At 69.6% G+C, this 23077-nt stretch carries 22 protein-coding genes and 2 pseudogenes; 15 read left to right on the top strand and 9 right to left on the bottom strand.

Going from position 1 to position 23077, the window contains the following annotated elements:
* The 4 genes from MVA01S_RS30530 to MVA01S_RS18875 form a co-directional block, all read left to right on the top strand.
* The coding region (locus MVA01S_RS30530; RefSeq protein ID WP_159426334.1) for a universal stress protein at nucleotides 1-112 on the top strand (112 nt) is incomplete at its 5' end.
* A gap of 63 nt (nucleotides 113-175) precedes the next feature.
* On the top strand, nucleotides 176-976 hold the full coding sequence (locus tag MVA01S_RS18885; protein WP_003929514.1) for a sigma 54 modulation/S30EA ribosomal C-terminal domain-containing protein: 801 nt from the start codon (nucleotides 176-178) through the stop codon (nucleotides 974-976).
* 12 nt (nucleotides 977-988) lie between these two features.
* A complete protein-coding gene (locus MVA01S_RS18880; protein ID WP_003929513.1) occupies nucleotides 989-2035 on the top strand; it encodes an alcohol dehydrogenase catalytic domain-containing protein in 1047 nt (348 codons plus the stop codon).
* On the top strand, nucleotides 2032-3492 hold the full coding sequence (locus tag MVA01S_RS18875) for a bifunctional aminoglycoside phosphotransferase/ATP-binding protein (RefSeq protein ID WP_003929512.1): 1461 nt from the start codon (nucleotides 2032-2034) through the stop codon (nucleotides 3490-3492). Before MVA01S_RS18880 ends, MVA01S_RS18875 begins: the two co-directional genes overlap by 4 nt.
* A 5-nt stretch (nucleotides 3493-3497) precedes the next feature.
* Here MVA01S_RS18875 and MVA01S_RS18870 read toward each other — a convergent pair whose 3' ends face one another.
* The 6 genes and pseudogenes from MVA01S_RS18870 to MVA01S_RS18845 all read right to left on the bottom strand — a co-directional run bounded on the left by MVA01S_RS18870 (nucleotide 3498) and on the right by MVA01S_RS18845 (nucleotide 13279).
* Entirely contained in the window at nucleotides 3498-5813 is a 2316-nt protein-coding gene (locus MVA01S_RS18870) for a heavy metal translocating P-type ATPase (protein WP_003929511.1), read from the bottom strand.
* A 1-nt stretch (nucleotide 5814) separates the two neighbouring features.
* A complete protein-coding gene (locus tag MVA01S_RS18865) occupies nucleotides 5815-6696 on the bottom strand; it encodes a universal stress protein (protein WP_040540649.1) in 882 nt (293 codons plus the stop codon).
* Nucleotides 6697-6723: 27 nt separating this feature from the next.
* Nucleotides 6724-7521, bottom strand: coding sequence for a universal stress protein (locus MVA01S_RS18860; protein ID WP_003929509.1), 798 nt, complete (start codon nucleotides 7519-7521; stop codon nucleotides 6724-6726).
* Nucleotides 7522-7589: 68 nt separating this feature from the next.
* Entirely contained in the window at nucleotides 7590-10196 is a 2607-nt protein-coding gene (mgtA, locus tag MVA01S_RS18855; protein ID WP_003929508.1) for a magnesium-translocating P-type ATPase, read from the bottom strand.
* Nucleotides 10193-12475: a phosphoenolpyruvate synthase gene (gene ppsA, locus MVA01S_RS18850; protein ID WP_003929507.1), complete on the bottom strand. Its 2283-nt coding sequence runs from the start codon at nucleotides 12473-12475 to the stop codon at nucleotides 10193-10195. Before ppsA ends, mgtA begins: the two co-directional genes overlap by 4 nt.
* Before the next feature lie 281 nt (nucleotides 12476-12756).
* Nucleotides 12757-13279: pseudogene (locus tag MVA01S_RS18845) on the bottom strand (TetR/AcrR family transcriptional regulator).
* A gap of 97 nt (nucleotides 13280-13376) precedes the next feature.
* Between MVA01S_RS18845 and MVA01S_RS18840 the strand changes: the two are divergent.
* The 3 genes from MVA01S_RS18840 (at nucleotide 13377) to MVA01S_RS18830 (ending at nucleotide 16327) form a co-directional block, all read left to right on the top strand.
* Nucleotides 13377-13643 carry a DUF1918 domain-containing protein gene (locus MVA01S_RS18840; protein WP_003929505.1) on the top strand — a complete coding sequence of 89 codons (267 nt, stop codon included), beginning with the start codon at nucleotides 13377-13379 and terminating at the stop codon, nucleotides 13641-13643.
* A 116-nt stretch (nucleotides 13644-13759) separates the two neighbouring features.
* Nucleotides 13760-14587 (top strand): universal stress protein, encoded by an 828-nt coding sequence (locus MVA01S_RS18835; RefSeq protein WP_003929504.1) that lies wholly within the window; start codon nucleotides 13760-13762, stop codon nucleotides 14585-14587.
* Between the two features lie 471 nt (nucleotides 14588-15058).
* Entirely contained in the window at nucleotides 15059-16327 is a 1269-nt protein-coding gene (locus tag MVA01S_RS18830; protein ID WP_003929503.1) for a hemolysin family protein, read from the top strand.
* A gap of 9 nt (nucleotides 16328-16336) precedes the next feature.
* Here MVA01S_RS18830 and MVA01S_RS18825 read toward each other — a convergent pair whose 3' ends face one another.
* Nucleotides 16337-17212 carry a universal stress protein gene (locus MVA01S_RS18825; protein WP_003929502.1) on the bottom strand — a complete coding sequence of 292 codons (876 nt, stop codon included), beginning with the start codon at nucleotides 17210-17212 and terminating at the stop codon, nucleotides 16337-16339.
* A 296-nt stretch (nucleotides 17213-17508) separates the two neighbouring features.
* On the opposite strand from MVA01S_RS18825, the gene infA reads away from it, so the two are divergent.
* From infA to truA, 8 genes are all read left to right on the top strand, one after another.
* A complete protein-coding gene (gene infA / locus MVA01S_RS18820) occupies nucleotides 17509-17730 on the top strand; it encodes a translation initiation factor IF-1 (RefSeq protein ID WP_003418601.1) in 222 nt (73 codons plus the stop codon).
* Nucleotides 17731-17779: 49 nt separating this feature from the next.
* Nucleotides 17780-17893 carry a 50S ribosomal protein L36 gene (gene rpmJ, locus MVA01S_RS18815; RefSeq protein ID WP_003879483.1) on the top strand — a complete coding sequence of 38 codons (114 nt, stop codon included), beginning with the start codon at nucleotides 17780-17782 and terminating at the stop codon, nucleotides 17891-17893.
* Nucleotides 17894-18084: 191 nt separating this feature from the next.
* Nucleotides 18085-18459, top strand: coding sequence for a 30S ribosomal protein S13 (gene rpsM, locus MVA01S_RS18810; RefSeq protein WP_003929501.1), 375 nt, complete (start codon nucleotides 18085-18087; stop codon nucleotides 18457-18459).
* A 6-nt stretch (nucleotides 18460-18465) separates the two neighbouring features.
* Nucleotides 18466-18876: a 30S ribosomal protein S11 gene (rpsK, locus tag MVA01S_RS18805; protein WP_003929500.1), complete on the top strand. Its 411-nt coding sequence runs from the start codon at nucleotides 18466-18468 to the stop codon at nucleotides 18874-18876.
* 21 nt (nucleotides 18877-18897) lie between these two features.
* Nucleotides 18898-19503, top strand: a complete 606-nt coding sequence (gene rpsD, locus MVA01S_RS18800) for a 30S ribosomal protein S4 (RefSeq protein WP_003929499.1) — start codon at nucleotides 18898-18900, stop codon at nucleotides 19501-19503.
* A gap of 83 nt (nucleotides 19504-19586) precedes the next feature.
* Nucleotides 19587-20639, top strand: a complete 1053-nt coding sequence (locus tag MVA01S_RS18795; RefSeq protein ID WP_003929498.1) for a DNA-directed RNA polymerase subunit alpha — start codon at nucleotides 19587-19589, stop codon at nucleotides 20637-20639.
* Between the two features lie 79 nt (nucleotides 20640-20718).
* The gene (gene rplQ / locus MVA01S_RS18790; protein WP_003929497.1) at nucleotides 20719-21318 is read left to right on the top strand and encodes a 50S ribosomal protein L17; all 600 of its coding nucleotides are present in this window, start codon (nucleotides 20719-20721) and stop codon (nucleotides 21316-21318) included.
* Between the two features lie 16 nt (nucleotides 21319-21334).
* Nucleotides 21335-22231, top strand: coding sequence for a tRNA pseudouridine(38-40) synthase TruA (gene truA, locus MVA01S_RS18785; RefSeq protein ID WP_003929496.1), 897 nt, complete (start codon nucleotides 21335-21337; stop codon nucleotides 22229-22231).
* A gap of 8 nt (nucleotides 22232-22239) precedes the next feature.
* Here the strand turns inward: truA and MVA01S_RS18780 are convergent, their stop codons facing one another.
* Nucleotides 22240-22899: a cutinase family protein gene (locus MVA01S_RS18780; protein WP_003929495.1), complete on the bottom strand. Its 660-nt coding sequence runs from the start codon at nucleotides 22897-22899 to the stop codon at nucleotides 22240-22242.
* Nucleotides 22900-22927: 28 nt separating this feature from the next.
* Nucleotides 22928-23077: pseudogene (locus MVA01S_RS32080) on the bottom strand (cutinase family protein); the annotation flags it as partial.

Below are 23077 nucleotides of genomic sequence, written 5' to 3'. Positions count from 1 at the left end.
GCTGGCCGTGGGTTCCCGCGGCCGGTCCGCGCCGCGTGAGGTGCTGCTGGGCAGTGTCGCGCTCGCGGCCGTGCACCGGTCGCAACGTCCGGTGCTCGTGGTGCGCGGCTGAACCGGCCGGGCCCCGGGACCTTAGGCCCTAACGCCGGTCAATGATGTGGCGTACCAACGAATTGTGAGCAATGAAGCGGGACCGCCGCCGGTTGTCGACGTCGAGGTCACGACCCACGGCGAGTTCCCGGGAGTCGACGAGTATGCGCAGGCCAAGATCGGCGGCCTGGCCCGGCTGGCCCGGCGCTCGGTCACCAGGGCGCGGGTCCGGTTGTCCCGCCACCACGACCCGGCCGTCGCGCAGCCGGTGATCGCGCAGGCCAACCTCGAGGTGGGTGGCCGCCCCGTGCGCGCGCAGGTGACTGCGGCCTCGGCGCGTGAGGCCGTGGACGCGCTGGAATTGCGGCTGCGACGCCGGCTCGAACATCTCAACGGTCGTTGGGAGGCCCGGAAGGGTCCCGACGCGGCGCCTCCGTGGCGACACGACGAGAAGCGCGGCCGCGGTCCGCAGGCCGCCACCGGATCGGCGCCGGACCCCAGGATCGTCCGCCGCAAGTCCTACGCGATGGCGCCGTGCACGCTCGACGAAGCGGTGACCGAGATGGAACTGCTCGATTACGACTTCCATCTGTTCACTGAAAGTGGTTCGGGCACAGCGGCGGTCGTGTATCGGGAGGGGGTGGACGGATACCGGGCCGCACTGGTGGCGCCGTCGGTCGCCGACGCGGTGGCACCGCATCAGGGCCGGGTCACGATCAGCACCCAGCCGCTGCCCTGCCTGCGGGAGCAGGATGCGCTCGAACGGCTCGCCCTGCTCGACCGTCCGTTCCTGTTCTTCGTCGACGCCGCGCAGGGCCGGGCCGGCGTCCTGTACCGGCGCTATGACGGCGACTACGGGTTCATCACCCCGGCCGGGCCGTCCTGAGAGGGGCACGACATGTTCGCGATGGTGTACGAGGGGCCCGGCCAGCGCAAATGGCAGACGGTCCCCGATCCGGAGATCCGGCACGCCGGTGACGCGATTGTGCGCGTCGACGCGGTGACGATCTGCGGCACCGATCTGCACATCCTCAAAGGGGATGTGCCGGAGGTGGATTCGGGACGGATTCTGGGCCACGAGGCGGTCGGCACCGTGACCGCGACCGGGTCCGCCGTGCAGACCCTGTCGCCCGGTGACCGGGTGCTGGTCTCCTGCATCAGTGCCTGCGGAGCGTGCCGGTACTGCAGGCAGGGGCACTACGGCCAGTGTCTGGGCGGCGGGGGATGGATTCTGGGACACCTCATCGACGGCACCCAGGCCGAGTACGTGCGGGTGCCGTTCGCCGACAACTCGACCCACACGGTGCCCTCCGGGGTCAGCGATGAGCAGATGATCGTGCTCGCCGACATCCTTCCCACCTCCTACGAGGTCGGTGTGCTCGCTGGCGCCGTCACCCCCGGGGACGTTGTCGCGATCGTGGGCGCAGGCCCGATCGGCCTGGCGGCCATTCTCACCGCCAAGCTCTACAGCCCCAGTCACATCGTGGCGATCGACCTCGCCGACGCCCGGTTGGATGCGGCCCGCGCGCTGGGGGCCGACCTCACGGTGAACTCCCGCTCGCAATCGGCGCGCGAGATCGTCGACGACGTGACCGCAGGGATCGGCGCGGACGTGGTGATGGAGGCGGTCGGCGTGCCCGAGACCTTCGAGGAGTCGGTCCGTCTGGTGCGCCCCGGCGGGCACGTCGCCAACATCGGGGTGCACGGCGCCCCTGCCACACTGCATCTCGAGCAGATATGGAGCAAGAACCTGACCATCACCACCGGCCTGGTCGACACCTTTTCCACCCCCACGCTGATCGGGCTGGTCGCCTCCGGGCGACTCGATACCACACCGATGGTCACCCACCGCTTCGCCATGGACGAATTCGACACGGCCTACCAGGTTTTCGAAGACGCCGCGCACTCCGGTGCGTTGAAGGTCCTAATGACGGCCACCGCGTGAGCCGGGACCGCGGCGATCTCGGCGCCGAGGTCCACGAGACACACACCGGGCTGGTGGCGCTGGTCGGCGACCGCGCGTACAAGGTCAAGAAGCCGGTGCGCACCGATTTCCTCGATTTCGGCACCCGGGACAAGCGGGAGACCGCGTGCCGTCGTGAGCTGGAGCTGAACCGGCGGCTGGCCCCCGCGGCGTATCTGGGTCTGGGAACTTTCCAGCCGCCGGCGGGTGAGCCGGAGCCGGTGATCGTGATGCGCAGGTATCCCGACGCCGAGCGGCTCGCGACGCTGGTGCGCGCCGGAGACGACGTCAGGGGATGGCTGGTGACGATCGCCGGGATCCTGGCCGGGTTCCACCGCGGCGCGGCCCGTGGACCGCTGATCGACCGCGAGGCCACCGCCGACGCCCTGACACAGCGGTGGCGGCAGAATCTGACCGAGTTGCAGCGCCACGCCGGCACCGTCCTGGAGGAGCCGTCCCTGGCCGAGATCGCACGGCGGGCCGAGCGGTACCTGGCGGGCCGCGGGCCGCTCTACGCGGGCCGGATCAAGGACGGTCGCGTCGTCGACGGGCACGGCGATCTGCTCACCCAGGACATCTTCTGCACCGCGGACGGGCCCGTGATGCTGGACTGCCTGGAGTTCGACGACCAACTCCGCTACGTCGACGGGGTCGACGACGCGGCGTTCCTGGCGATGGATCTGGAGTTCCTGGGCCACCCCGACCTCGGTGCGCTCTTCCTCGACGAGTACTGCCGCCGTGCCGACGACACCGCGCCGGCCTCGTTGCGGCACTTCTGCATCGCCTACCGCGCGATCGTGCGTGCCAAGACCGACTGTGTGAGAGCCGGCCAGGGCCGGGCCGATTCGGTTCCCGATGCGCAGCACCACCTCTCGATGGCGTTGTCGCATCTGAGGTCGGCGTCCGTGCGGCTGGTGATGGTCGGCGGCGGGCCCGGCACGGGCAAGACCACCGTCGCCCATGCACTGGCGGAAAAGATTGATGCACAGGTGATCTCGACCGACGACGTGCGGCGTGAGCTGATTCTCGCCGGCGCGGTGCGGGGCCGTGCCGGGGACCTCGGCGCCGGTCTCTACTCCCCGGAGAACGTGTCGGTGGTCTACGACGAAGTGCTCGACCGGGCGCGCGCGTGGCTCGGCGCCGGACGTTCGGTGGTTCTCGACGGCACCTGGCGCGACGCCGCGCACCGCGACCGCGCGCACGCCGCGGCAGCCGACACGCACTCCGCGCTCGTCGAATTACGCTGCACCGTGCCGGTTTCCGAGGCGCAGCGGCGCGTCGCGCACCGTGGTGTGACGACCTCGGACGCCACCCCGGAACTGGCGGCCGAGCTGGCGCGGTGGGAGGCGGACTGGCCGGGCGCGCACCCGCTCGACACTGCCGCACCGCTATCCGACACGGTCGCCGCGGCCCACCGGGTGTGCCTGGACGCGCTGTGACCAGGTCAGCTGTCGGCCTCGTCCTGGGCCAGCGCGAAGTAGTTCTCCTCTTCCTGGGTGAAGTGCAGGCGTAGCACGGCGTAGAGACCGTAGAGACATGCCAGCAGATCGTCGACCTGCTCGGGCTGGATGCCGCCGGCCTGTTCGGCCAGGTGCACATGCGTGCCGATGCGGTCGGCGAGGCGCTGGATCTCCGCGTGGGTGCGGCTCATGGTGGCGGTGGCCTCGCCGCTGTGCAGCGGTGCGGCCAGCGCCGGGTACAGGGTGGTCTCCTCGGCCCGCTCGTGCGGCAGTATCCGCTCGATCAGCAACCGGTTGGTGCGGCGCACCGACTCCAGCGCGGCGGCGTCGGCGCCCTGCGCCAATCTGTCTGCGCTGTCGCGAATCTGGTTGAGGGTGTCGCGCAACTCGTCGTGCTGGGCGGCGAACCCCCGCAGCAGAGCTTCGGTGTCCGCCGTCAACTCGACCTCGGTCCGCGGGTTGCCGCGCAGTGCGCGTAGCGCGTTGAGGATGACCGACACGTCGATCGCCTCCTGAAGCAGTGCGCCGGCGGCAGGGGGCAGCAGACCGAACGCGGCGACCGCCATCGCCGCGACCGACAGGGTCATGCCGACGACGGCGGACTGCACCGCGATGCGCCGGGACCAGCGCGCGATGTCCATCGCGTCGGCGAGACGGTCGAGGCGGTCGGTGGTCAGCACGACGTCGGCGGCCTCCGACGACGCGGTGGCGCCGCGGGCGCCCATCGCCACACCCACGGTGGCGGCGGCCAGCGCGGGCGCGTCGTTGATGCCGTCACCGACCATCACCGTCACCGCGCGTTCGCGTTCGGCGCGCACCGCGGCGACCTTGTCCGCGGGGGTCTGCTGGGCGTAGACCTCGTCGAGGCCGAGCACGGTGGCGACTTCCCGCGCGGGTTCGGCCCGGTCGCCGGTGAGCATCACCAGGCGGTCGATCCCGGCGCTGCGCAACCTCCGCATCGTCCGGGGAGCCTGCCGTCGCAACGGGTCCCGCAGCAGCACCGCACCGACGGGCTTGCCGTCGACGCAGACCCAGACCATCGCCGCGCTGTCCAGGCGGGCCCGGTTGACCGCGGTCTGCATCCAGGCGTCCGTGGCGGTATCGGTGGCGGAGTCACTCAACTTCCCGACGGTGACCCGTGCGCCCTCGAGTGTCGCGGTCACCCCGCGGCCGGCTTCCTCGGCGGAGTCGGTGGGCAGCGAAAGGTGCAGGCCACGCGACTCCGCCTCGGTGACGATCGCCTCGGCGAGCACGTGCTGGGAGAGCTGGTCCACCGAGGCGGCCAGCCGCAGGATCTCGGCAGCGTCGTCGGCCGGCGCCGCGACGATGCCGACGACCTTCGGTCGCCCCATGGTCAGGGTGCCCGTCTTGTCCATCACCAGTGTCTTCGCGTGGCCGAGGTTCTCCAGCGCGCCGCCGCTGCGGATCACCACGCCGACCCGGGACGCCCGCGACAGCCCTGACACGATCGCCACCGGCGCCGCGAGCAGCAGCGGGCACGGGGTGGCCACCACCAGGACTGCCACGGCACGCACCGCCGAGCCGCTGGCCAACCACGCCGCGCCGGCCATCAGCAACGCCAACGGCAGGAAGAACGCCGCGTAGCGGTCGGCCAGCCGCACGACCGGCGCGCTCTCGGCCCCGGCCTGTTGCGCCAGCCGGACGATGCCCGCGTAGGTGCTGTCCTCCGCGGTCGCGGTGGCCTTGAGCTCGAACGCCCCGCCGGCGTTGACCACCCCGCTGCGGACCATGTCCCCGGCCGGCCGTTCCACGTGCAGGGGTTCGCCGGTCAGCGCGGACTCGTCGAGCACCGCCACCGCGTCGGCCACCCGCCCGTCGACGGGCACCACGTCCCCGGGCGCGACGACGAGCACGTCGCCGGGGGCCACCTCGGAGAGGGCGACCGTACTCACCTGGCCGCCGACGCGGCGCCGCGCGAACCGCGGTGCCCGCTCCAGCAGCGCCTTGAGGTCATGCGACGCGCGCCGGGTGGCGGCCGCTTCGAGGGCCCGGCCCCCCGCCAGCATCACCGCGATGAGCGCCCCCGCGAGATACTCGCCGACCCACAGGGTTCCGGCCAGCGACAGCACCGCGATCAGGTCGACGCCGAGCCGGCCTTGACGCAGCGCACTCAGCACCCACGCCACGGCCGGCACGATCGCGATCAAAGTGCCTGCAGCCCAACAGATATCGGCCGCATCCCGGGCGTCGAGCAGCCAGGCCAGGCCGCCGGCGGCCAGCGCCCCGACGGTGAGCACCACCAGCCCGGGCTCGAGCAGGGCGCGCCAGCGGGCGGTCATGTCAGCCTCGCAGGACGGCCACCGGCGCGAGTGCCGACTCGGCGACGGCGGTGCTGACCGAGCCGAGCAGCATGCTGGAGATGCCTCCCCGGCCGCGACTGCCGAGGACCACCAGTTGGGCGTTCTTGGATTCGTCGATGAGCCAGCGCGCCGGTCTGTCGCTGACCACCCGGCGCTTCACGTGGACGTCGGGGTAGCGCTCCTGCCAGCCGGCGAGGCGTTCGGCGAGGATCTCGTGTCCTTGTTGTTCGTATTGATGCCAGTCCATTCCGAGCACGGGGAAGACCGCGACATCGCTCCACGCGTGCAGCGCGATCAGTTCCACGCCGCGGAACGAGGCCTCCGAGAACGCGAACGCCGTTGCGTTCTCCGAGGCCGGGGAACCGTCGACGCCGAGCAGCACCGGCAGCGTGCCGTGCGGCTTCCTGACCACCCCCTCCTTGGTGATGACGACGGGGCAGCGTGCGTGGTGGAGCAGCGTGCGGCTGACCGAGCCGAGCACCGCCCCGCCGACAGGGCCGAGGCCGCGGCTGCCGATCACCAGCAGATCGGCGTGCTCGGACGCGCCGGTGAGTTCGGGGACGATGCCGTCGTGGCGGATCTCCACGTTGACCGCCGGCGGCGCGGCGTCGCGCACCGCGGCGTTGAGCGTCTCCTCGGCTTCTTTGACGACGTTCTGGGCGTTCTCTTCCTGCCACTCGTAGAAGCTCGTCACCACGGCGTCGATCGGCCAGGTCACGACGATCGGTGCCACGACGTGCATCAGGGTCACCGGCCGGTTGCGCATCACGGCCTCCTCGGCTGCCCACCGCACTGCGGCGTGGGACTCCGGTGAACCGTCGATCCCGACGAGAACCCCGAGATCTGTTGATGTTTCGGACATGGACTGCCTCCTGGGTGTAGCGGCGGGTCAGGGCCGGACCACGAGCACCGAGGCGGCGCCGTGCCGGAACAGGGAATGGCCGTGCCCCACGATCTGCGACACGTCGCGGGCCTCGTCGGCTCCGATCACGGCCAGCACCACGGGCTCGTCGAATTTCTTGAGGAAGTGCGCGACGTCCGTCGCGCCGGCCACCGGATAGAGGTGGACGTCGGGATGGCTCGCGCGCCAGGGACGGATCCGGTCCTCCAGCGATCCGGGCGAGCCGGCCACCTGGTCCTTGCCGAGGGCCAGCACCGGAACGTGCCGCAGCGTCGCCTCCTGCAACGCACACTCGACGACCGCGCTGTTGCCGGGCCGGTCGCCGAGTGCGACGACGATCCAGTGCAGTTGCGCGTCGGCGTGGAGCTCGGGCCGGATCACCGCGACCGAGCAGTGGGCCTTCTCGGCCAGATCACCGGCGGTGGAGCCGACGATCGATCTGGCGTACCGGTCGATCCCGACCGAGCCGACGCACACCATCTGCGCGTCGGCCGACTGTTCGACCAGCGCCTCGGTGGCCGGGCCGTCCACGATTGCGGTCTCCACCGTCACCGGCGCTCCGGTGGCCTCGATCGCGGTGCGGGCCGCATGCAGACTCTCGCGACCGTGCCGGACGTCCTCGGCGTACTCGGGGGCGAAGCGGTCGTCCGGCTTGGTCACGTACACCAACCGCAGCGTGGCGCCGCGGGCGGCGGCTTCGTCGACCGCCCAGAAGGCCGCGTGCAGTGCTGTCGCCGAACCGTCGATACCGGCGACCACGGGCCCTGAGGTGTTCGCGGCTGGCATCGCGTGCTCCGATCGACGGTTCAGCCCCGACCCTATGGGGTCGCGGGGCCGTGGCCTAGGGCCATAGGTCACCCGGTCGGGCTGACGCCACTCGGGCTGAAGCGCGCGGCGCGCCGGTGCACCCGGTGGGCGTGACCGCGGGTGCGGTGGGGTTGGTCGGCGGCGCGCATCGGCTCGGCGTAGAACACGGTCTTGGTGATGTCGACGAGCACCAGGTAGCCGACGGTCAGCGCCACCAGCGCGGCGAAGAACTGCCAGGGCAGCGGCGTGAGACCCAGGTCCGCGGCGATGGGGGAGACGGTCACGGCGATGCCGACGGCGATCACCAGGCCGGTCGACAGCACCAGGGCGCCGGCCGGCCGACTGCGCAGGAACGGCACCTTCCTGGTGCGGATGGCGAAGATGATCAGCGTCTGGGTGGCCAGCGATTCGACGAACCAGCCGGTGCGGAATTCGACAGGGCCCGCGTGCAGGACGCCCAGCATCAATCCGAAGGTGAGGAAGTCGAACAGCGAGCTGACCGGGCCGAACGTCAGCATGAACCGCCGGATGAACGCGATGTCCCAGTGCGCGGGCGCGTGCAGCTGCTCCTCGTCGACCCGGTCGGCGGGGATCGTGAGCTGGGACGTGTCGTAGAGCAGGTTGTTGAGCAGGATCTGGCTGGGCAGCATCGGCAGAAACGGCAGCACCGCCGAGGCCGCCGCCGCGCTGAACATGTTGCCGAAATTGCTGGACGTCCCCATCAGGACGTACTTGACGGTGTTGGCGAAGATCCGCCTGCCCTCGGCGACGCCGGTCGCCAGGACACCCAGATCCTTCTCCAGCAGCACCACGTCCGCGGCGTCCTTGGCGACATCTGTGGCGGTGTCCACGGATATCCCGACGTCGGCGGAGTGCAGGGCCAGCGCGTCGTTGACGCCGTCGCCGAGGAATCCGATCGACCGGCCGGTGCGCCGCAGCGACGACACGATCCGGGCTTTCTGGGTCGGGGAGATGCGGGCGAAGATCGTGTGGTCGCGGGCCGCCGCGTCCAACGCGCCGTCGTCGAGCTTCTCCAGCTCGGCGCCGGTCAGGGTGCCCCGGGAGGCCAGACCCAGTTCTTCGCAGACCTTCTCGGCGACCCGTGGGTTGTCCCCGGTGGCGATCTTGACCTCGATGCCCAGCGCCGCCAGCCGGGTCAGCGAGTCCCGGGCCGCGGGTTTGGGGTTGTCGGCGAAGACGAGGAACCCGTCGAGGGTCAGCCCCGTCTCGTCGTGGGCGGTCAGCGCCGTCAGCGCGGAGGCGGATCTGGAGGCCACCGCGACCACCCGCCGGCCGTCGGCGAACAGGTCCGAGAGCGTCCGCTGCGCCTCCGGCGGAACCTCGACACAGCGCGCCATCACCTGTTCGGGGGCGCCCTTGACCACCAGGACCCGGGCCGGGCCGTCGTCGACCAGCGCGGAACTAGCGCGCCGGTCGTGGTCGAACGGCAGGAACGCCACCCGGGTGACGCCGGACAGCGGCCCGCGGCCCGCCCACAGTGCGGCGTCGAGATCGTTGGCGCTGGCGCCGCCGGCGGCGGGGTCGACATCGGTGGCTAGCATCCCCTGGCGCACCAACGGCTCTGAGCGTTGACCGGCCGGGGTGACGGCGTCGACGAACGCCACCTGACCGTCGGTCAGGGTCCCGGTCTTGTCCGTGATCAGGATGTCGATGTCGCCGAGGTCCTCGATGCAGACCAGTCGCTTGACCAGAACCTTGGCCTTGGCCAGCCGGCGCGAGCCGGTCGCCAGGCTGGTGCTGACGATGGCGGGCAGCAACTGCGGGGTGATGCCGACCGCGATGGCCAACCCGAACAGCGCCGCATCGATCAGCGGACGGCCGAGCAGCATGTTGGTCACGAAGATGACCGCGGTGAGCGTCAGGGCCACCCGTAGCAGCAGGTAGGAGAACCGGCGCAGGCCGGTCTGGAACGTGGTCTCCGGTGCGCTCTGCCCCAATCCCACGGCGATCCGCCCGAATTCGGCGTCCGGGCCGGTGGCGAACACCACCGCGGTGGCCTCGCCGGCGCTGACCACCGTGCCCATGTAGGCCAGGTCGACGCAGTCCGCGGGCCCGGCTCCCGCGGGGGCCGGGGCGGTGGATTTCTCGACCACCGCGGACTCCCCGGTCAGGATGCCCTCGTTGCACTCCAGTCCGGTGACCTCGATGAGGCGGACATCGGCGGGCACCAGCTCGCCGATGGCCAGCCGGATCACGTCGCCGGGGACCAGCTCGCTGACGTCCACGCGGCGGAAGGTCCCGTCCCGTCGCGCCACCGCGCTGTGCCTGATCGATGAATGCATTGCTGCAGAGGCTTTTTCGGCGCGGTACTCGTTGAAGAAGCCGAGCCCGACGCTGATCACCAGGATCACTCCGATGATCACGGCCTGTGCGGAGTCGCCGAGGAAGTAGGACAGCACGGCGGTCACGGCGAGGAGTCCGAGCACGGCGTTGGCGAGTTGCCGGCGCAGCACGGCCAGGGCGCTCACCGGGTGGGTGCGCACCACGTTGGCGCCCAGGCGGTGCAGCCGCGCCTGTGCCTCTGCGCTCGACAGACCATCGGCGGAGGTGCCGAGCAACGCGAACGCTTCACCGACCGACCCGGAGGCGATGCGATCGCGGCTGGGCAGCGGGGCGGTGAGCGTCGCGGTCATCGCGCGGCGGCGAGCAGGATCCGGCGTTCGGCGGCGGCGATGACCCGCCGGGTGGCGTCGACGGCGTCCGGGTTGACCGACACGGACGTGATGCCCAGACGCACCAGGTGTTCGGCGAACGCCGGGTTGGTCGACGGGGCCTGCCCGCACAGCGAGGAGGTGATTCCGTACTTGTTGGCGGTCTCGATGATGCGGCGAATGGCATGCAGCACGGCCGGATCCGATTCGTCGAACAGCTCGGCGCACACGTCGGAGTCGCGGTCGACGCCCAGCACGAGCTGGGTCAGGTCGTTGCTGCCGATGGACACCCCGTCGATGCCCATGCCGATGTATTCGGGCAGCCAGTGCACGACCGACGGCACCTCCGCCATCACCCATCGGTGCAGACCCCGCTGGCGACCCAGCGCACTGCCATCGACAAGGGCCAGGCACTCTTCGAGTTCCCACCGGGTGCGCACGAACGGGATCATCAGCCCGACGCCGGGGTACTGCTCGCGCACCCGGGCCAGCGCCTCCAGCTCGAGCGCGAACAACTCCGGCTGTTTGATGTAGCGGTAGCAGCCGCGGAATCCGATCATCGGATTATGTTCGGCCGGTTCGTATTCCGCGCCCCCGACGAGGCCCCGGAACTCGTTGCTGCGGAAGTCGGTGGCTCGGTACACCACCGGCCGGGGAGCGAACGCCGCGGCGATCCTGGCGACCGAGGCCACCATCTTCTCGACGAGCGTCTGCTGTTCGCCCCGCGCGATCAGATCGCGGGGGTGGCGGCCACCCAGCGCCTCGGTCAGCATGAACTCCGCGCGGAGCAGCCCAACCCCGTCGACCGGTTGCGCGGCAACGGTTTCCGCGCTGTCGGGCATCGCCAGGTTCACATACACCCGGGTCCCGGTGACTTCGCCGCCGGCCGCTGCGGCCGGGGCTTCGCGGACCCGGCCGGTCACCGCCTGTGCCGGCGTGGTGCGTCCCGACACCACCTCACCGCGGGCGCCGTCGACGGTGACGGTGGTGTCGTCGTGCAGGTCCCGGGTCCCGCTCCGGGTGCCGACGATGCACGGAACGCCCAGCTCCCGCGCCACGATCGCCGCGTGGCAGGTCATCCCGCCGGAGTCGGTGACCAGCGCGGCCGCGCGCCGGATCGTCGGCAGCCAGTCCGGATTGGTCATCTGGGCCACCAGGATCTCGCCCTCCTGCAGCCGGTGGCCCTCGTCCGGGGTCTGCAGCACCCGGACCTTTCCGGACGCGATGCCCGGCGCCGCGGCCAGCCCGCGTGCCAGCACCACGTGCTCGGCCGCCGCGGGCGGCGTGGTGTGCCCGAGCGTGGTGATCGGCCGGGCCTGCACCAGGTAGGTCGCGCCGTCGCTGATCGCCCACTCGGTGTCCTGCGGGCATCCGTTGTGGCGTTCGGTGGCGATCGCCAGTTCGGCGATCGAGCGCAGTTCGTCGTCGTCGAGCACCCGCGCGGACGCCTGTTCCTCGTCGAGTGGCACCGTGGTGTCGTGGCCGTCAGGGCCCCGCACGATCTTGAAATCCTGGTGGCCGACCCGGATGTCGATCGGCTGCAGGGTCTCCTTGGACACCAGGTAGGTGTCGGGTTCCACCTCGCCGGAGACCACGACCTCGCCCAGACCGAACGCGGCCTCGATCACGACGCGGTCCCGCGCCCCGGTGCTCGGGTCGGCGGTGAACGCGACGCCGGACTTGTCCGACTCGATCATCTGCTGCACCACCACGGCCATCGCGGGCTCGCCGAGGAACCCCCGGCTGGCCCGATAGGTGATCACCCGCGGGCTGAACAGCGACATCCAGCACCGCGTCACCGCAGCGAGCAGCCCGTCGTCACCGGTGACGTTGGTCAGGGTGGCGTTCATCCCGGCGAACGACGCGTCGGCGCCGTCCTCTCCGGTGGCCGAGGAGCGCACCGCGACCACCGCGCCGGGACCCAGTGCGTGGTAGGCGTCCAGCGTCAGCGACCTTGTGGGCTCGTCGACACCTGCCGTACGCACCAGGGCCTGCATGCGGTCGCACAGCTCGCCGAGCCGCGCGGTGTCGGCGACCCGGGCGAGGGCGTCACGGTGCAGCGCCGCCAGTTCGGCGTCCACGCCCCCCGCCCGCATGGAGTCCAGGTAGCAGTCACGCATCAGCACGAAGCCCGGCGGCACCGGCAGGCCGGCGGCGACGAGCTCGCCCATGTTGGCGCCCTTGCCCCCGGCCTCCTCGGCATCGCGGATCGTCAGGGCCGAGATGTCGCGGACGGGGCTGCGACGGGTTCCTGCGTTCATGAGCGCAATCCTGCGCCGTCGCCCCGGTCGTGCCTAGGGTCTCAGGTCCCCTACGTGACGAGAAAGGGACTTCGAGCCCTTTCCCGCGGGACCCGGGCACGGTGTTCGTCGACCCGGCGAGACGGCTTGATGTGCCGCTGGGTCGTTGCGTTGTCATCGACGACGACCCCACAGGCACGACGGCTGCGCGTGAGGGTGGTGTCGCGTTGATCATCGGAGTGGGCCCCGCGGACCGCGGCGCGGAGTTGCGGCGGTGCGGTGCCGTGAGATGGTCCGCACCATTACGGTGAGTGTTGTGCCGCAGCTGGTTTCGCGGTGCTCTCGATGAAGGCGTCCAGCATCCTGGCGTCAGTCATCAGCCCGTTCGTATAAAGCTCCAGTGCCGGTACCACCATCTTCGCGGCATAGTCGCGCAGCACCGACACCGGCATCCTGATAATCGACGATGTTCTGGATCATCCTGTCCAACATATTGTTTCGTGACCGCCGGCCGTCCTCCATGCGGCGGAGGAGGAATGCCATGAGTGGGGCGTACGACTCGATACCGGCAAGCGCCGCCCACCACGTCGCCGGGTCGTGGGACTGCACTGCTTGGGCTTTGGTATCGCGGACGGTCTCCACGATGTGGTCGTCGCACGACGTGAGCAGGCCGCGCTCGGAGCCGAAGAGCTCGAGCACCGTGGCCTGATCGACCTTCGCTGCCGCCGCGACGACACGCAGCGGCGTCCGGAATCCGTGTGCGCCGAAGGTCGCGATGGCTACGTCCCGGATCCGGGCGCACAGTTGATCATTCGCAGGGTGCATGACTGTTGCTCGGGGGGCTATCGTGGTCATGGTCGATTCCTTTGATGCGCCTGGCGGTTGATGTCCACAGCATCGTCTGCAGGGGAAGGGAGACCGGATGAAAGCGAAAGCAGGTGACTGGCTGGTCATCAAAGGATTGACGGTGGACCGAGCCGAACAACGTGGTCTGATCACCGAGGTGCGCTCGGCGGACGGCTCACCGCCCTATGTGGTGCGGTGGCTGGACTCCGACCGCGAGGCGCTGGTGTTCCCGGGGCCCGACTCCGTCATCGTCACGGCGGAACAGCAGCGTGAGGCCGACGAGAGGGCGCAGCACCGGATCCGGGCGGTCCAGTCCGAGATCAACCACACCAAGACCCGCTAGACCGCGTACTGCACGCCGCAGGGGTCTTTTGGCATCACATTCACGACCAACGACTCCATTCGTCGCCGCGCGGCGGTCCTACCGTGGTGCGATCAGAACCGCGGGACGGAGCCGACATGCCTGAACCAGCAGTACCACATGGGGTCGTCGTCGGGATCGACGGAACGGCTTCGTCGCTGGCGGCGGTCCGCTGGGCCGTCGAGGACGCGCGGATCCATCACGCGTCGCTCACACTCGTCCACGCCGACGAGGGGGCCGGCACCGGTGGGGCGGACACGGTGCTCGCCGAGGCGACGGCGGTGGCGCAGGACGCCGCGGGCATCGACGCCCCGCGGGTCGAGCGTCGACTGTTGAACGGCAAACCGGTGGCCGAGCTCGTGGCGGTGTCCAGGCAGGCGAAGCTGATGGTGGTGGGCAGTCGTGGCCGGACGGGGCGGCTTGCCGGTTCGGTGGGAGTAGGCCTGCTGCATCACGCCCGGTGTCCGGTCGCGGTCGTCCACGAGGACGTCCCGACTCGACAGGGACCGGGCCGCAGGCCGGTCCTCGTCGGTATCGACGGGTCGAGGACGTCGCTGGGGGCCGCGGCAATCGCTTTCGACGAAGCATCGCGCCGCTCGGCCGACCTACTGGCGCTACACGTCTGCAAGGACTCTGAGGCGCCGGGTGACCACGGGCTGCAGTCCTCGGCGGCGGCACAGGATGCGGAGGCCTTCCTGCGGCTGACTCTGCTTGACCTGCAGCACCGCTACCCGGAGGTCGCCGTGCATCCCCTGGTGCGCTTCGAGAGTCCGGCGCGGCAGCTGTTGATCCAGTCCGAGCGGTCGCAGCTCGTCGTCGTGGGCAGTCACGGCCGGGGCGCCGTCGCCGGCACGCTGCTCGGCTCGGTCGGTGCCGCGGTGGCACAGGGCTCCCGCGTCCCGGTGATCGTCGCGCGGCGGACCTGACCTGCCGCGGTCGTGGTCGTGATCAACCGGGGCTGCACGGTCTCCGACGGCAATGCCGTCGGGGTCAGCCCGTCAGACCACCTCGCCCTCACCAGACACCAATTCGACGATGTCGCAGGGCAGTTCCTGCGTTCGGAATTCACCGGAGACTTCACGACGACGGCTCGGCCTGCAGTGCGCTGTCGACTGCGTCATGGCGAATCTGCGCAACCACCGTTGACTGCATGTCGAAGTTTCCCGCAGCCGGCTGCCACGCTGACCGGGCAGGACCGCTATCAGGCTTGTGTTCCCGGACCGAGGTGTGGTGAGAACGTCCTTGTGTCAGTGAGGATCTGCCGGCGTTGTTGACCGCAGATCCGATTTGCGCCACATTGGGGGCAGCGGGTCGAGGGGGTTTCGCGCATGGCATACAGGAGCAGCCGTTCGTTCGGCGAGGTGCACCACGGCGTGACGGCCTAGCGGCGGCAGTCGGTGACCGGGTACTGGCTCGACCTGGCGCTGGTGGCGGTGCTCGTGCTGGTCAACGGCGTGCTCTCGGGCAGTGAGGCGGCATTCATCGCCCTGGGGGAGGGGCAGCTGCGGGAGATGGAACGCCGTGGCGGCCGCGTCGATCGGATCGTGGCGCGGCTGGCGCGGGAGCCTAACCGCTTCCTGGCCACCATCCAGCTCGGCATCACTCTGGCCGGGTTTCTCGCCTCGGCCACCGCGGCGGTGTCGTTGGCCGAGCCGCTGCGGGCCCGGCTGCAATTCCTCGGCGCCGCAGCCGGTCCGGTGAGCATCGCGGTGGTGACGGTGCTGGTTACCGCAGCCACGCTGGTTGTCGGCGAGCTGGTGCCCAAGCGGCTGGGCATGCAGTACGCCCGCCGCTGGGCCCGGCTGGTGGCCCGGCCGCTGCGGGCGATGGCGGTGCTGGCCACGCCCATCGTGTGGTTTCTCGGTAAGTCGACCGACGTCGTGGTGGCGGCGCTGGGCGGCGACCCGGAGATCGGGAAGGAGGAGCCGACGTTGCGCGAGCTGCGAGAGTTGATCGTCAGCCACAGCGGCCTGGGCGACGAACAGCGCAGGATCATCTCCGGCGCGCTGGAGATCCATGAACGCTCCCTGCGGGAGGTCGCGGTGCCGCGGATGTCGGTGTTTCGACTGCGCGCCGATCTTCCTGTGCCACAAGCCCGTTCGCTACTGGGGGCCTCGGGGTACGTCCGGGCGCCCGTCGTGCCCGCCGACGAGTTGGACGATGCGACCGCGGTGGTGCACCTGCGCGATCTGCTCGGTTCCGAGGGAACTGTGGCCGATGCGGCGCGCCCGGCGGTGCTGCTGCCCGACAGTCTGCGGGTGACCGGCGCGATGTCGCGGTTGATGGCAGAACGTGAGCAGTTCGCTCTGGTGATCGGTGAGCGCGGCGGCGTCATCGGGATCGTCACACTCGAGGATCTGCTCGAAGAGGTCGTCGGCGAGATCTACGACGAACAGGACGAGGACGTCAAAGCGGTGCGGGTGTTACCCGACGGCAGCCGAATCATACCGGGCTCGTTCCCGATTCACGATCTGATCGACATCGGTATCGATGCCCCCGAACTGGCCGGGGACGACTACACGACGGTGGCCGGGCTGGTCCTGAGCCGCCTGGGGCGGATCCCGGAGGAGCCCGGCGACCACGTCGAGGTCGCCGGCTACCGGTTCGACGTACTGGCGGTGGACCGGCACGCCATCACCGAGGTGCGACTGCGGCTGCGGGAGTGACCGGCACGGTCAGCGGCGGCGGACCACCATCACCGGAACCTTCGCCGCCTGCACCACCGCGCCGCTGACCGAGCCGAGCAGTGTGCCGCTGACCGCTCCGTAGCCGTGGCTGCCGACCACGACCAACTGTGCCGTCTCGGCCCGTTCGACGAGCCGACGGGCAGGTTCATCGGGCACCACCACGAGTTCGACCGTGACGTCGCGGTAGCGCTGCTGCCGGTCGGCGAGCTGGCGGGTCGCCTCGCGCTCGACCTCGGGGCGGGTCTCCTCCCAGTTGAAGCCCGGCATCTCGAATGCGCCCGGTGACCACCATGCGTGCAGCACGACCAGGGCCACCCCCCGGCGGGAGGCCTCGTCGAACGCGATCTCGACGGCGGCCTCGGACGCCGCCGAGCCGTCGAACCCGAGCAGCACCGGTGCGCCCGCGTCCGGTGCGGGCTCCTCGTCGTGCACCACCACGACCGGGCAGTGCGCGCGGTGCACCAGGCCCATGCTGGTGCTGCCGAGCATGCGGCGGGCGAGCCCACCGCGTCCCCGCGAGCCGACGACCACCATCCCCGCCGTATGAGACTGCTCCACCAACGCTGCGGTCGGCGTGGCGACGGCGAACTCGGTGCTCACCGGCACAGCCCCGCCGGTCAGCCGCTCGGCGATCCGGTGTGCGTCGGTGAGGATGTCCTGGCCGATCTCACGCTGCCAGTCCAGGAACCCGGTCGGCACCGGCACCACCGGCCACGCCCCGATCGGCAGCGTGGTCGCGTACAGGATGACCAGCGGAACACCGCGCAGCGCGGCCTCCGCGGCGGCCCACTCCAGGGCAGGCTGCGACGACGGCGAATCGTCGACGCCGACGACCACCTTCGAGTTCTCCGGGTCAGCGGCCATCGGCACTCCTGTTTCTCGTGTGGGCAGCGAGGCGATGTCCGCGCCCTGCCACTACGTTATGGGCAGGTGGGTGACGCGCCTAGGGACCTTCGGCGTGGATTTTGGGGTATCGCGGTGTGCGAGTAACATGGATCAACGGTGCGGCTTCCGCGCCGACTTTTTGCGTGCCCCCTCGGGAGCCCCGCCGTCCGCGGGGGGAATTCCCGACATCCGGCCCACGTTCTCAAGTCGGATCGAACGCTGTGCCAGCAGGCCAGCAAGCCGATACGAAACGAAAGCAAGGATCGTCACAGAGTATGGCCAAAAAAGACGGTGCCATAGAGGTCGAGGGTCGTGTCGTCGAACCCCTGCCCAATGCGATGTTCCGCATTGAGCTGGAGAACGGACACAAGGTCCTCGCCCACATCAGCGGAAAGATGCGGCAGCACTACATCCGCATCCTCCCCGAGGACCGCGTGGTGGTAGAGCTCTCGCCCTACGACCTGTCCCGCGGTCGCATCGTGTACCGCTACAAGTAAGTCCCGAAGACCCCCGAAGAACTACTGAGAAGAAGGATCGACGACAGCCGTGAAGGTGAACCCGAGCGTCAAGCCGATCTGCGACAAGTGCAGGGTGATCCGCCGGCACGGGCGGGTCATGGTGATCTGCTCCGATCCGCGGCACAAGCAGCGGCAGGGCTAGCAGCTAGGCCGGCGATGAGCGCTCGCGCGAAGAGCAGATCGCCGGAGCAGTACCCACAACTGAATGATGAACTCCCAGCGCCACTGAGTGGATAGGCCACTCGCACACGTCCGGAACGGAGGCCGGACCCCGGGTCAGACCCGGGAACGGGCTGGGATCAGACCTCCGCAGAACACGAGGGAATGGCACACATGGCCCGACTTATGGGCGTAGACCTCCCGCGCGACAAGCGCATGGAGATCGCACTGACGTACATCTACGGCATCGGCCGTACCCGCTCCCAGGAGATCCTGGAAGCGACCGGCATCAGCCGGGACATGCGCACCAAGGATTTGACCGACGATCAGGTCACGCAGCTGCGCGACTACATCGAGGGCAACCTCAAGGTGGAGGGCGATCTGCGCCGCGAGGTGCAGGCAGACATCCGCCGCAAGATCGAGATCGGCTGCTACCAGGGTCTGCGGCACCGCCGCGGTCTGCCGGTGCGCGGCCAGCGGACCAAGACCAATGCGCGTACCCGCAAGGGCCCCAAGCGCACCATCGCCGGCAAGAAGAAGGCCAGGTAACCCCGGATGGCACAGGCAAAGAAGGGCGCCCCGAAGAAGGGGCAGAAGACCCGTCGCAAGGAAAAGAAGAACGTCCCGCACGGCGCCGCCCACATCAAGAGCACGTTCAACAACACGATCGTGTCGATCACCGATCCCCAGGGCAACGTCATCGCGTGGGCGTCGTCGGGACACGTCGGCTTCAAGGGGTCGCGTAAGTCCACCCCGTTCGCCGCACAGCTGGCCGCCGAGAACGCGGCCCGCAAGGCGCAGGAGCACGGCGTCAAGAAGGTCGACGTCTTCGTGAAGGGCCCCGGCTCGGGTCGTGAGACCGCCATCCGCTCGCTGCAGGCCGCCGGCCTCGAGGTGGGCGCGATCGCCGATGTCACCCCCCAGCCGCACAACGGCTGCCGTCCGCCCAAGCGGCGCCGGGTCTAGGAAAAAGGAGTTTAGAGACTTATGGCTCGTTATACCGGACCCGTCACCCGCAAGTCGCGCCGTCTGGGCGTCGACCTTGTCGGTGGAGATCAGTCCTTCGAGAGGCGCCCCTACCCGCCCGGCCAGCACGGCCGTGCGCGGATCAAGGAGAGCGAATACCGCACCCAGCTGCAGGAGAAGCAGAAGGCCCGCTTCACCTACGGCGTCATGGAGAAGCAGTTCCGCCGCTACTACGAGGAGGCCAACCGCCTCCCCGGCAAGACCGGTGACAACCTGCTCCGCATCCTGGAAAGCCGCCTGGACAACGTCGTGTACCGCGCCGGTCTGGCCCGTACCCGTCGCATGGCGCGCCAGCTGGTCAGCCACGGCCACTTCACCGTCAACGGTGTGAAGGTCGACGTCCCCAGCTACCGGGTGTCGCAGTACGACATCATCGACGTCAAGGACAAGTCGATCAACACCCTCCCGTTCGAGGTGGCCCGGCAGACCGCCGGCGAGCGCCCGATCCCGGGCTGGCTGCAGGTCGTCGGCGAGCGTCAGCGCATCCTCGTGCACCAGCTGCCCGAGCGCGCCCAGATCGACGTGCCGCTCACCGAGCAGCTCATCGTCGAGCTCTACTCGAAGTAGTAATCCTGGCCCCGGAATCCACCGGGGAACAGGCCACTTAACGGCATCAAATAGCGGTTGCCGAGAAGGAGAACAGAAACACCATGCTGATTTCTCAGCGCCCCACCCTGAGCGAAGAGGTCGTCGCCGAGAACCGCTCCCAGTTCGTCATCGAACCGCTGGAGCCCGGTTTCGGTTACACCCTCGGAAACTCGCTGCGTCGCACGCTGCTGTCGTCCATTCCGGGCGCGGCCGTCACCAGCATCCGCATCGACGGTGTGCTGCACGAGTTCACCACCGTCCCCGGGGTCAAGGAAGACGTCACCGACATCATCCTGAACCTCAAGGGCCTCGTGGTCTCCTCCGAGGAGGACGAGCCGGTCACCATGTACCTGCGCAAGCAGGGACCCGGTGAGGTCACCGCGGGCGACATCGTCCCGCCGGCCGGCGTCACGGTGCACAACCCCGAGATGCACATCGCCACCCTCAACGACAAGGGCAAGCTGGAGGTCGAGCTCGTCGTCGAGCGCGGTCGCGGCTACGTGCCTGCCGTGCAGAACAAGGCCTCCGGCGCCGAGATCGGCCGCATCCCGGTCGATTCGATCTACTCGCCGGTGCTCAAGGTCACCTACAAGGTGGAGGCGACCCGCGTCGAGCAGCGCACCGACTTCGACAAGCTGATCCTCGACGTCGAGACCAAGAACTCGATCACCCCGCGTGACGCGCTGGCCTCGGCCGGCAAGACGCTGGTCGAGTTGTTCGGTCTGGCACGCGAACTCAACGTCGAGGCCGAGGGCATCGAGATCGGGCCGTCGCCGGCCGAGGCCGATCAGGCCGCGCACTTCGCGCTGCCGATCGACGACCTGGACCTGACGGTGCGTTCCTACAACTGCCTCAAGCGTGAGGGTGTGCACACCGTCGGCGAGCTGGTCGCCCGCACGGAGTCCGATCTGCTGGACATCCGTAACTTCGGTCAGAAGTCCATCGACGAGGTGAAGATCAAGCTGCACCAGCTGGGTCTGTCGCTCAAGGACAGCCCGGCCAGCTTCGATCCGTCCGAGGTCGCCGGCTACGACGTCGCCACCGGTACCTGGAACAGCGATGCCGGCTACGACGTGGACGACAACCAGGACTATGCCGAGACCGAACAGCTCTAGGCGCGAAACCGAACAGCTCTAAGAATTCCGTCCCGGTCCTACCTGATACGGGGACCGGCCCCATTTAGGAGATAGCGCAATGCCCAAACCCACCAAGGGTCCTCGCCTCGGCGGATCGTCGTCGCACCAGAAGGCGCTGCTGGCCAACCTGGCCACCTCGCTGTTCGAGCACGGCCGGATCAAGACCACCGAGCCGAAGGCACGGGCGCTGCGTCCGTACGCGGAGAAGCTCATCACCCACGCCAAGAAGGGCACGCTGCACAACCGGCGTGAGGTGATGAAGAAGATCCGCGACAAGGACATCGTCCACGTGCTGTTCGCTGAGATCGGCCCGTTCTTCGCCGACCGCAACGGTGGCTACACCCGCATCATCAAGGTCGAGAACCGCAAGGGCGACAACGCCCCGATGGCGGTCATCGAGCTGGTGCGGGAGAAGACCGTGACCTCCGAGGCCAACCGGGCGCGTCGCGCGGACGCAGCCCAGAAGGTCGCGAGCGCGGGCGCTCAGAAGGTCACCGCCGCGGCGGCGCCGCAGGCTGCCGTCGAGCCCGAGGCAGCCGAAGGTCCGGCCGCCGACGAGGAGACCGCCGACGAGGCCGTGGCCGAGGAGCAGACGACGGAGGCAGCCGAAGCTGCCACCGCCGACGAGGCCGAAGCCGAGGATGACAAGAAGTCCTGACGACGACGTCGTGAGCATGCCCGCCACCGATTCCGGTGGCGGGCATGTTCATATCTCGTCCCCTTCCGCACACACCCGACTCCGGCTCGACGTCGCCTACGACGGCACCGAGTTCGCCGGCTGGGCGACGCAGGCCGGGCAGCGCACCGTCGCAGGCAGCATCGACGACGCGTTGTCGACGGTGTTCCGGTCCCCGGTGGTGACCCGCGCCGCAGGCCGCACCGATTCCGGTGTGCACGCGACCGGTCAGGTGGCTCATGTCGATGTGCCCTCCGAGGCGCTGTCGCACGCCTACCCGCGCACCCCGCGACCCGCGGAGCCGGAGTTCAGGCCGCTGGTCCGCCGGCTCGCCCGGATGCTGCCCGAGGATGTCCGGGTCCGCGAGATCACCCGGGCCGCAGCCGGATTCGACGCCCGGTTCTCGGCGCTGCGCAGGCACTACGTGTACCGGCTGACCACCGCCCCGTACGGTGCCGAGCCTGCGCAGGCCAGGTACGTGACCGCGTGGCCGCGACCGCTCGACGTGCCGGCGATGTCGGACGCCGCGCGGGAGTTGTTGGGACTGCACGACTTCGCGGCGTTCTGCCGTCACCGCGACGGCGCCACGACGATCCGCGAACTGCAGCGGCTGGATTGCGAGCATGCGGGCGAGGGCATCGCCGTGCACGTCACCGCGGACGCGTTCTGCTGGAACATGGTGCGCTCGCTGGTCGGCGCACTGCTGGCCGTCGGCGAGCACCGCCGCGACAGCGCCTGGCTCGCGGGGCTGCTGGACGCTTCGCGACGTTCCAGCGATTTCGCCGCCGCCCCGGCGCGCGGACTGACCCTGGTCGGGGTCGACTACCCGCCCGACGCCGAGTTGGCCGCCCGCACTCTGGTGACGCGCGACCTGCGCAGCGCCGACGACCTCTAGCGCCGCCGCTAGAGGCGGGGCGCCACGAAGTCGGCCGCCTGGTTGACCATGCCGGCGCTGATGTAGGCGGGCGCGAGATGGTCGGGCCAGTAGTCCTGCCAGTTCTCCGGATCCGTCGGGTTGCAGATCGGATCGTCACCGTGGCACAGCTCGATCGTGCGCTCGGCGTAGAGCGGGCTGAAGTTCGAGATCGGGCCGACCCACGCGATGCCGTTGCCGAACAGCGTCACTGCGGCGATGTGCCGGTCGGCGCCCGCCGGAAGCGGAGCCTTGAAACCGAACGCGGCGATCGGCACGGCCAGCACGACGTCGGTGACGGCGGCACCGAGCGAGTACCCGCCGAGCACGAGCCGGGTGTCCGGACAGGTGTTCATCATGTGCTGGATGCGGTTGCTCATGTCGTTGGCACCGATGTCGATCTCGGTGTCGGCCGGGTACTTCACCGCGTACAGATTGATGTTCTTGTCGGTCTTGTTGCGCAACGCGCTGACCAACGCGTTACCGATCTGGCCGGCCCCTGGGGACTCGATGCGGCCGCGGGCGAAGATCAGCTCGACCTCGGGGCAGGCCTGTGCCGACGCGAGCGGAGGGGCGGCCAGCGTGGCCGCGGTGAGCAGCAGTGCAGCAATGGCGGACAGAACCCGGAATTTTCGCAGCTGACGAATCACCGTGCCGATCCTAACTGCCCGCATCCGTTCAGACCCGTCCCGCGGCAAAGCCGGCTGCCTGACCGATGAATGGGGAACGTTCGTAGCTGGTGTGGGCAAACGGGTTACGGCCGGGTGAGCAGATCGGATCGCCGTCGGCACACAGGTCGAGCGCTTTGCCGGAGAACGCGCCGCGAGC

It is taken from the genome of Mycolicibacterium vaccae NBRC 14118 = CIP 105934 (assembly GCF_001552715.1).
Lineage (GTDB): Bacteria > Actinomycetota > Actinomycetes > Mycobacteriales > Mycobacteriaceae > Mycobacterium > Mycobacterium vaccae.
Note: the sequence above shows the minus strand (reverse complement) of the source record. Positions and strands in the feature narration are given on the sequence as shown.

Bases quoted from the DNA above. Each gene is read 5' to 3' on its own strand.
- ppsA (WP_003929507.1), bottom strand. From the start codon at position 12,475: ATGAACGCAGGAACCCGTCGCAGCCCCGTCCGCGACATCTCGGCCCTG.
- MVA01S_RS18870 (WP_003929511.1), bottom strand. From the start codon at position 5,813: ATGACCGCCCGCTGGCGCGCCCTGCTCGAGCCCGGGCTGGTGGTGCTC.
- rpsM (WP_003929501.1), top strand. From the start codon at position 18,085: ATGGCCCGACTTATGGGCGTAGACCTCCCGCGCGACAAGCGCATGGAG.
- rpsD (WP_003929499.1), top strand. From the start codon at position 18,898: ATGGCTCGTTATACCGGACCCGTCACCCGCAAGTCGCGCCGTCTGGGC.
- mgtA (WP_003929508.1), bottom strand. From the start codon at position 10,196: ATGACCGCGACGCTCACCGCCCCGCTGCCCAGCCGCGATCGCATCGCC.
- MVA01S_RS18865 (WP_040540649.1), bottom strand. From the start codon at position 6,696: ATGTCCGAAACATCAACAGATCTCGGGGTTCTCGTCGGGATCGACGGT.
- MVA01S_RS18795 (WP_003929498.1), top strand. From the start codon at position 19,587: ATGCTGATTTCTCAGCGCCCCACCCTGAGCGAAGAGGTCGTCGCCGAG.
- MVA01S_RS18835 (WP_003929504.1), top strand. From the start codon at position 13,760: ATGCCTGAACCAGCAGTACCACATGGGGTCGTCGTCGGGATCGACGGA.
- MVA01S_RS18860 (WP_003929509.1), bottom strand. From the start codon at position 7,521: ATGCCAGCCGCGAACACCTCAGGGCCCGTGGTCGCCGGTATCGACGGT.
- truA (WP_003929496.1), top strand. From the start codon at position 21,335: ATGCCCGCCACCGATTCCGGTGGCGGGCATGTTCATATCTCGTCCCCT.
- MVA01S_RS18880 (WP_003929513.1), top strand. From the start codon at position 989: ATGTTCGCGATGGTGTACGAGGGGCCCGGCCAGCGCAAATGGCAGACG.
- MVA01S_RS18840 (WP_003929505.1), top strand. From the start codon at position 13,377: ATGAAAGCGAAAGCAGGTGACTGGCTGGTCATCAAAGGATTGACGGTG.
- rplQ (WP_003929497.1), top strand. From the start codon at position 20,719: ATGCCCAAACCCACCAAGGGTCCTCGCCTCGGCGGATCGTCGTCGCAC.
- rpsK (WP_003929500.1), top strand. From the start codon at position 18,466: ATGGCACAGGCAAAGAAGGGCGCCCCGAAGAAGGGGCAGAAGACCCGT.
- infA (WP_003418601.1), top strand. From the start codon at position 17,509: ATGGCCAAAAAAGACGGTGCCATAGAGGTCGAGGGTCGTGTCGTCGAA.
- MVA01S_RS18825 (WP_003929502.1), bottom strand. From the start codon at position 17,212: ATGGCCGCTGACCCGGAGAACTCGAAGGTGGTCGTCGGCGTCGACGAT.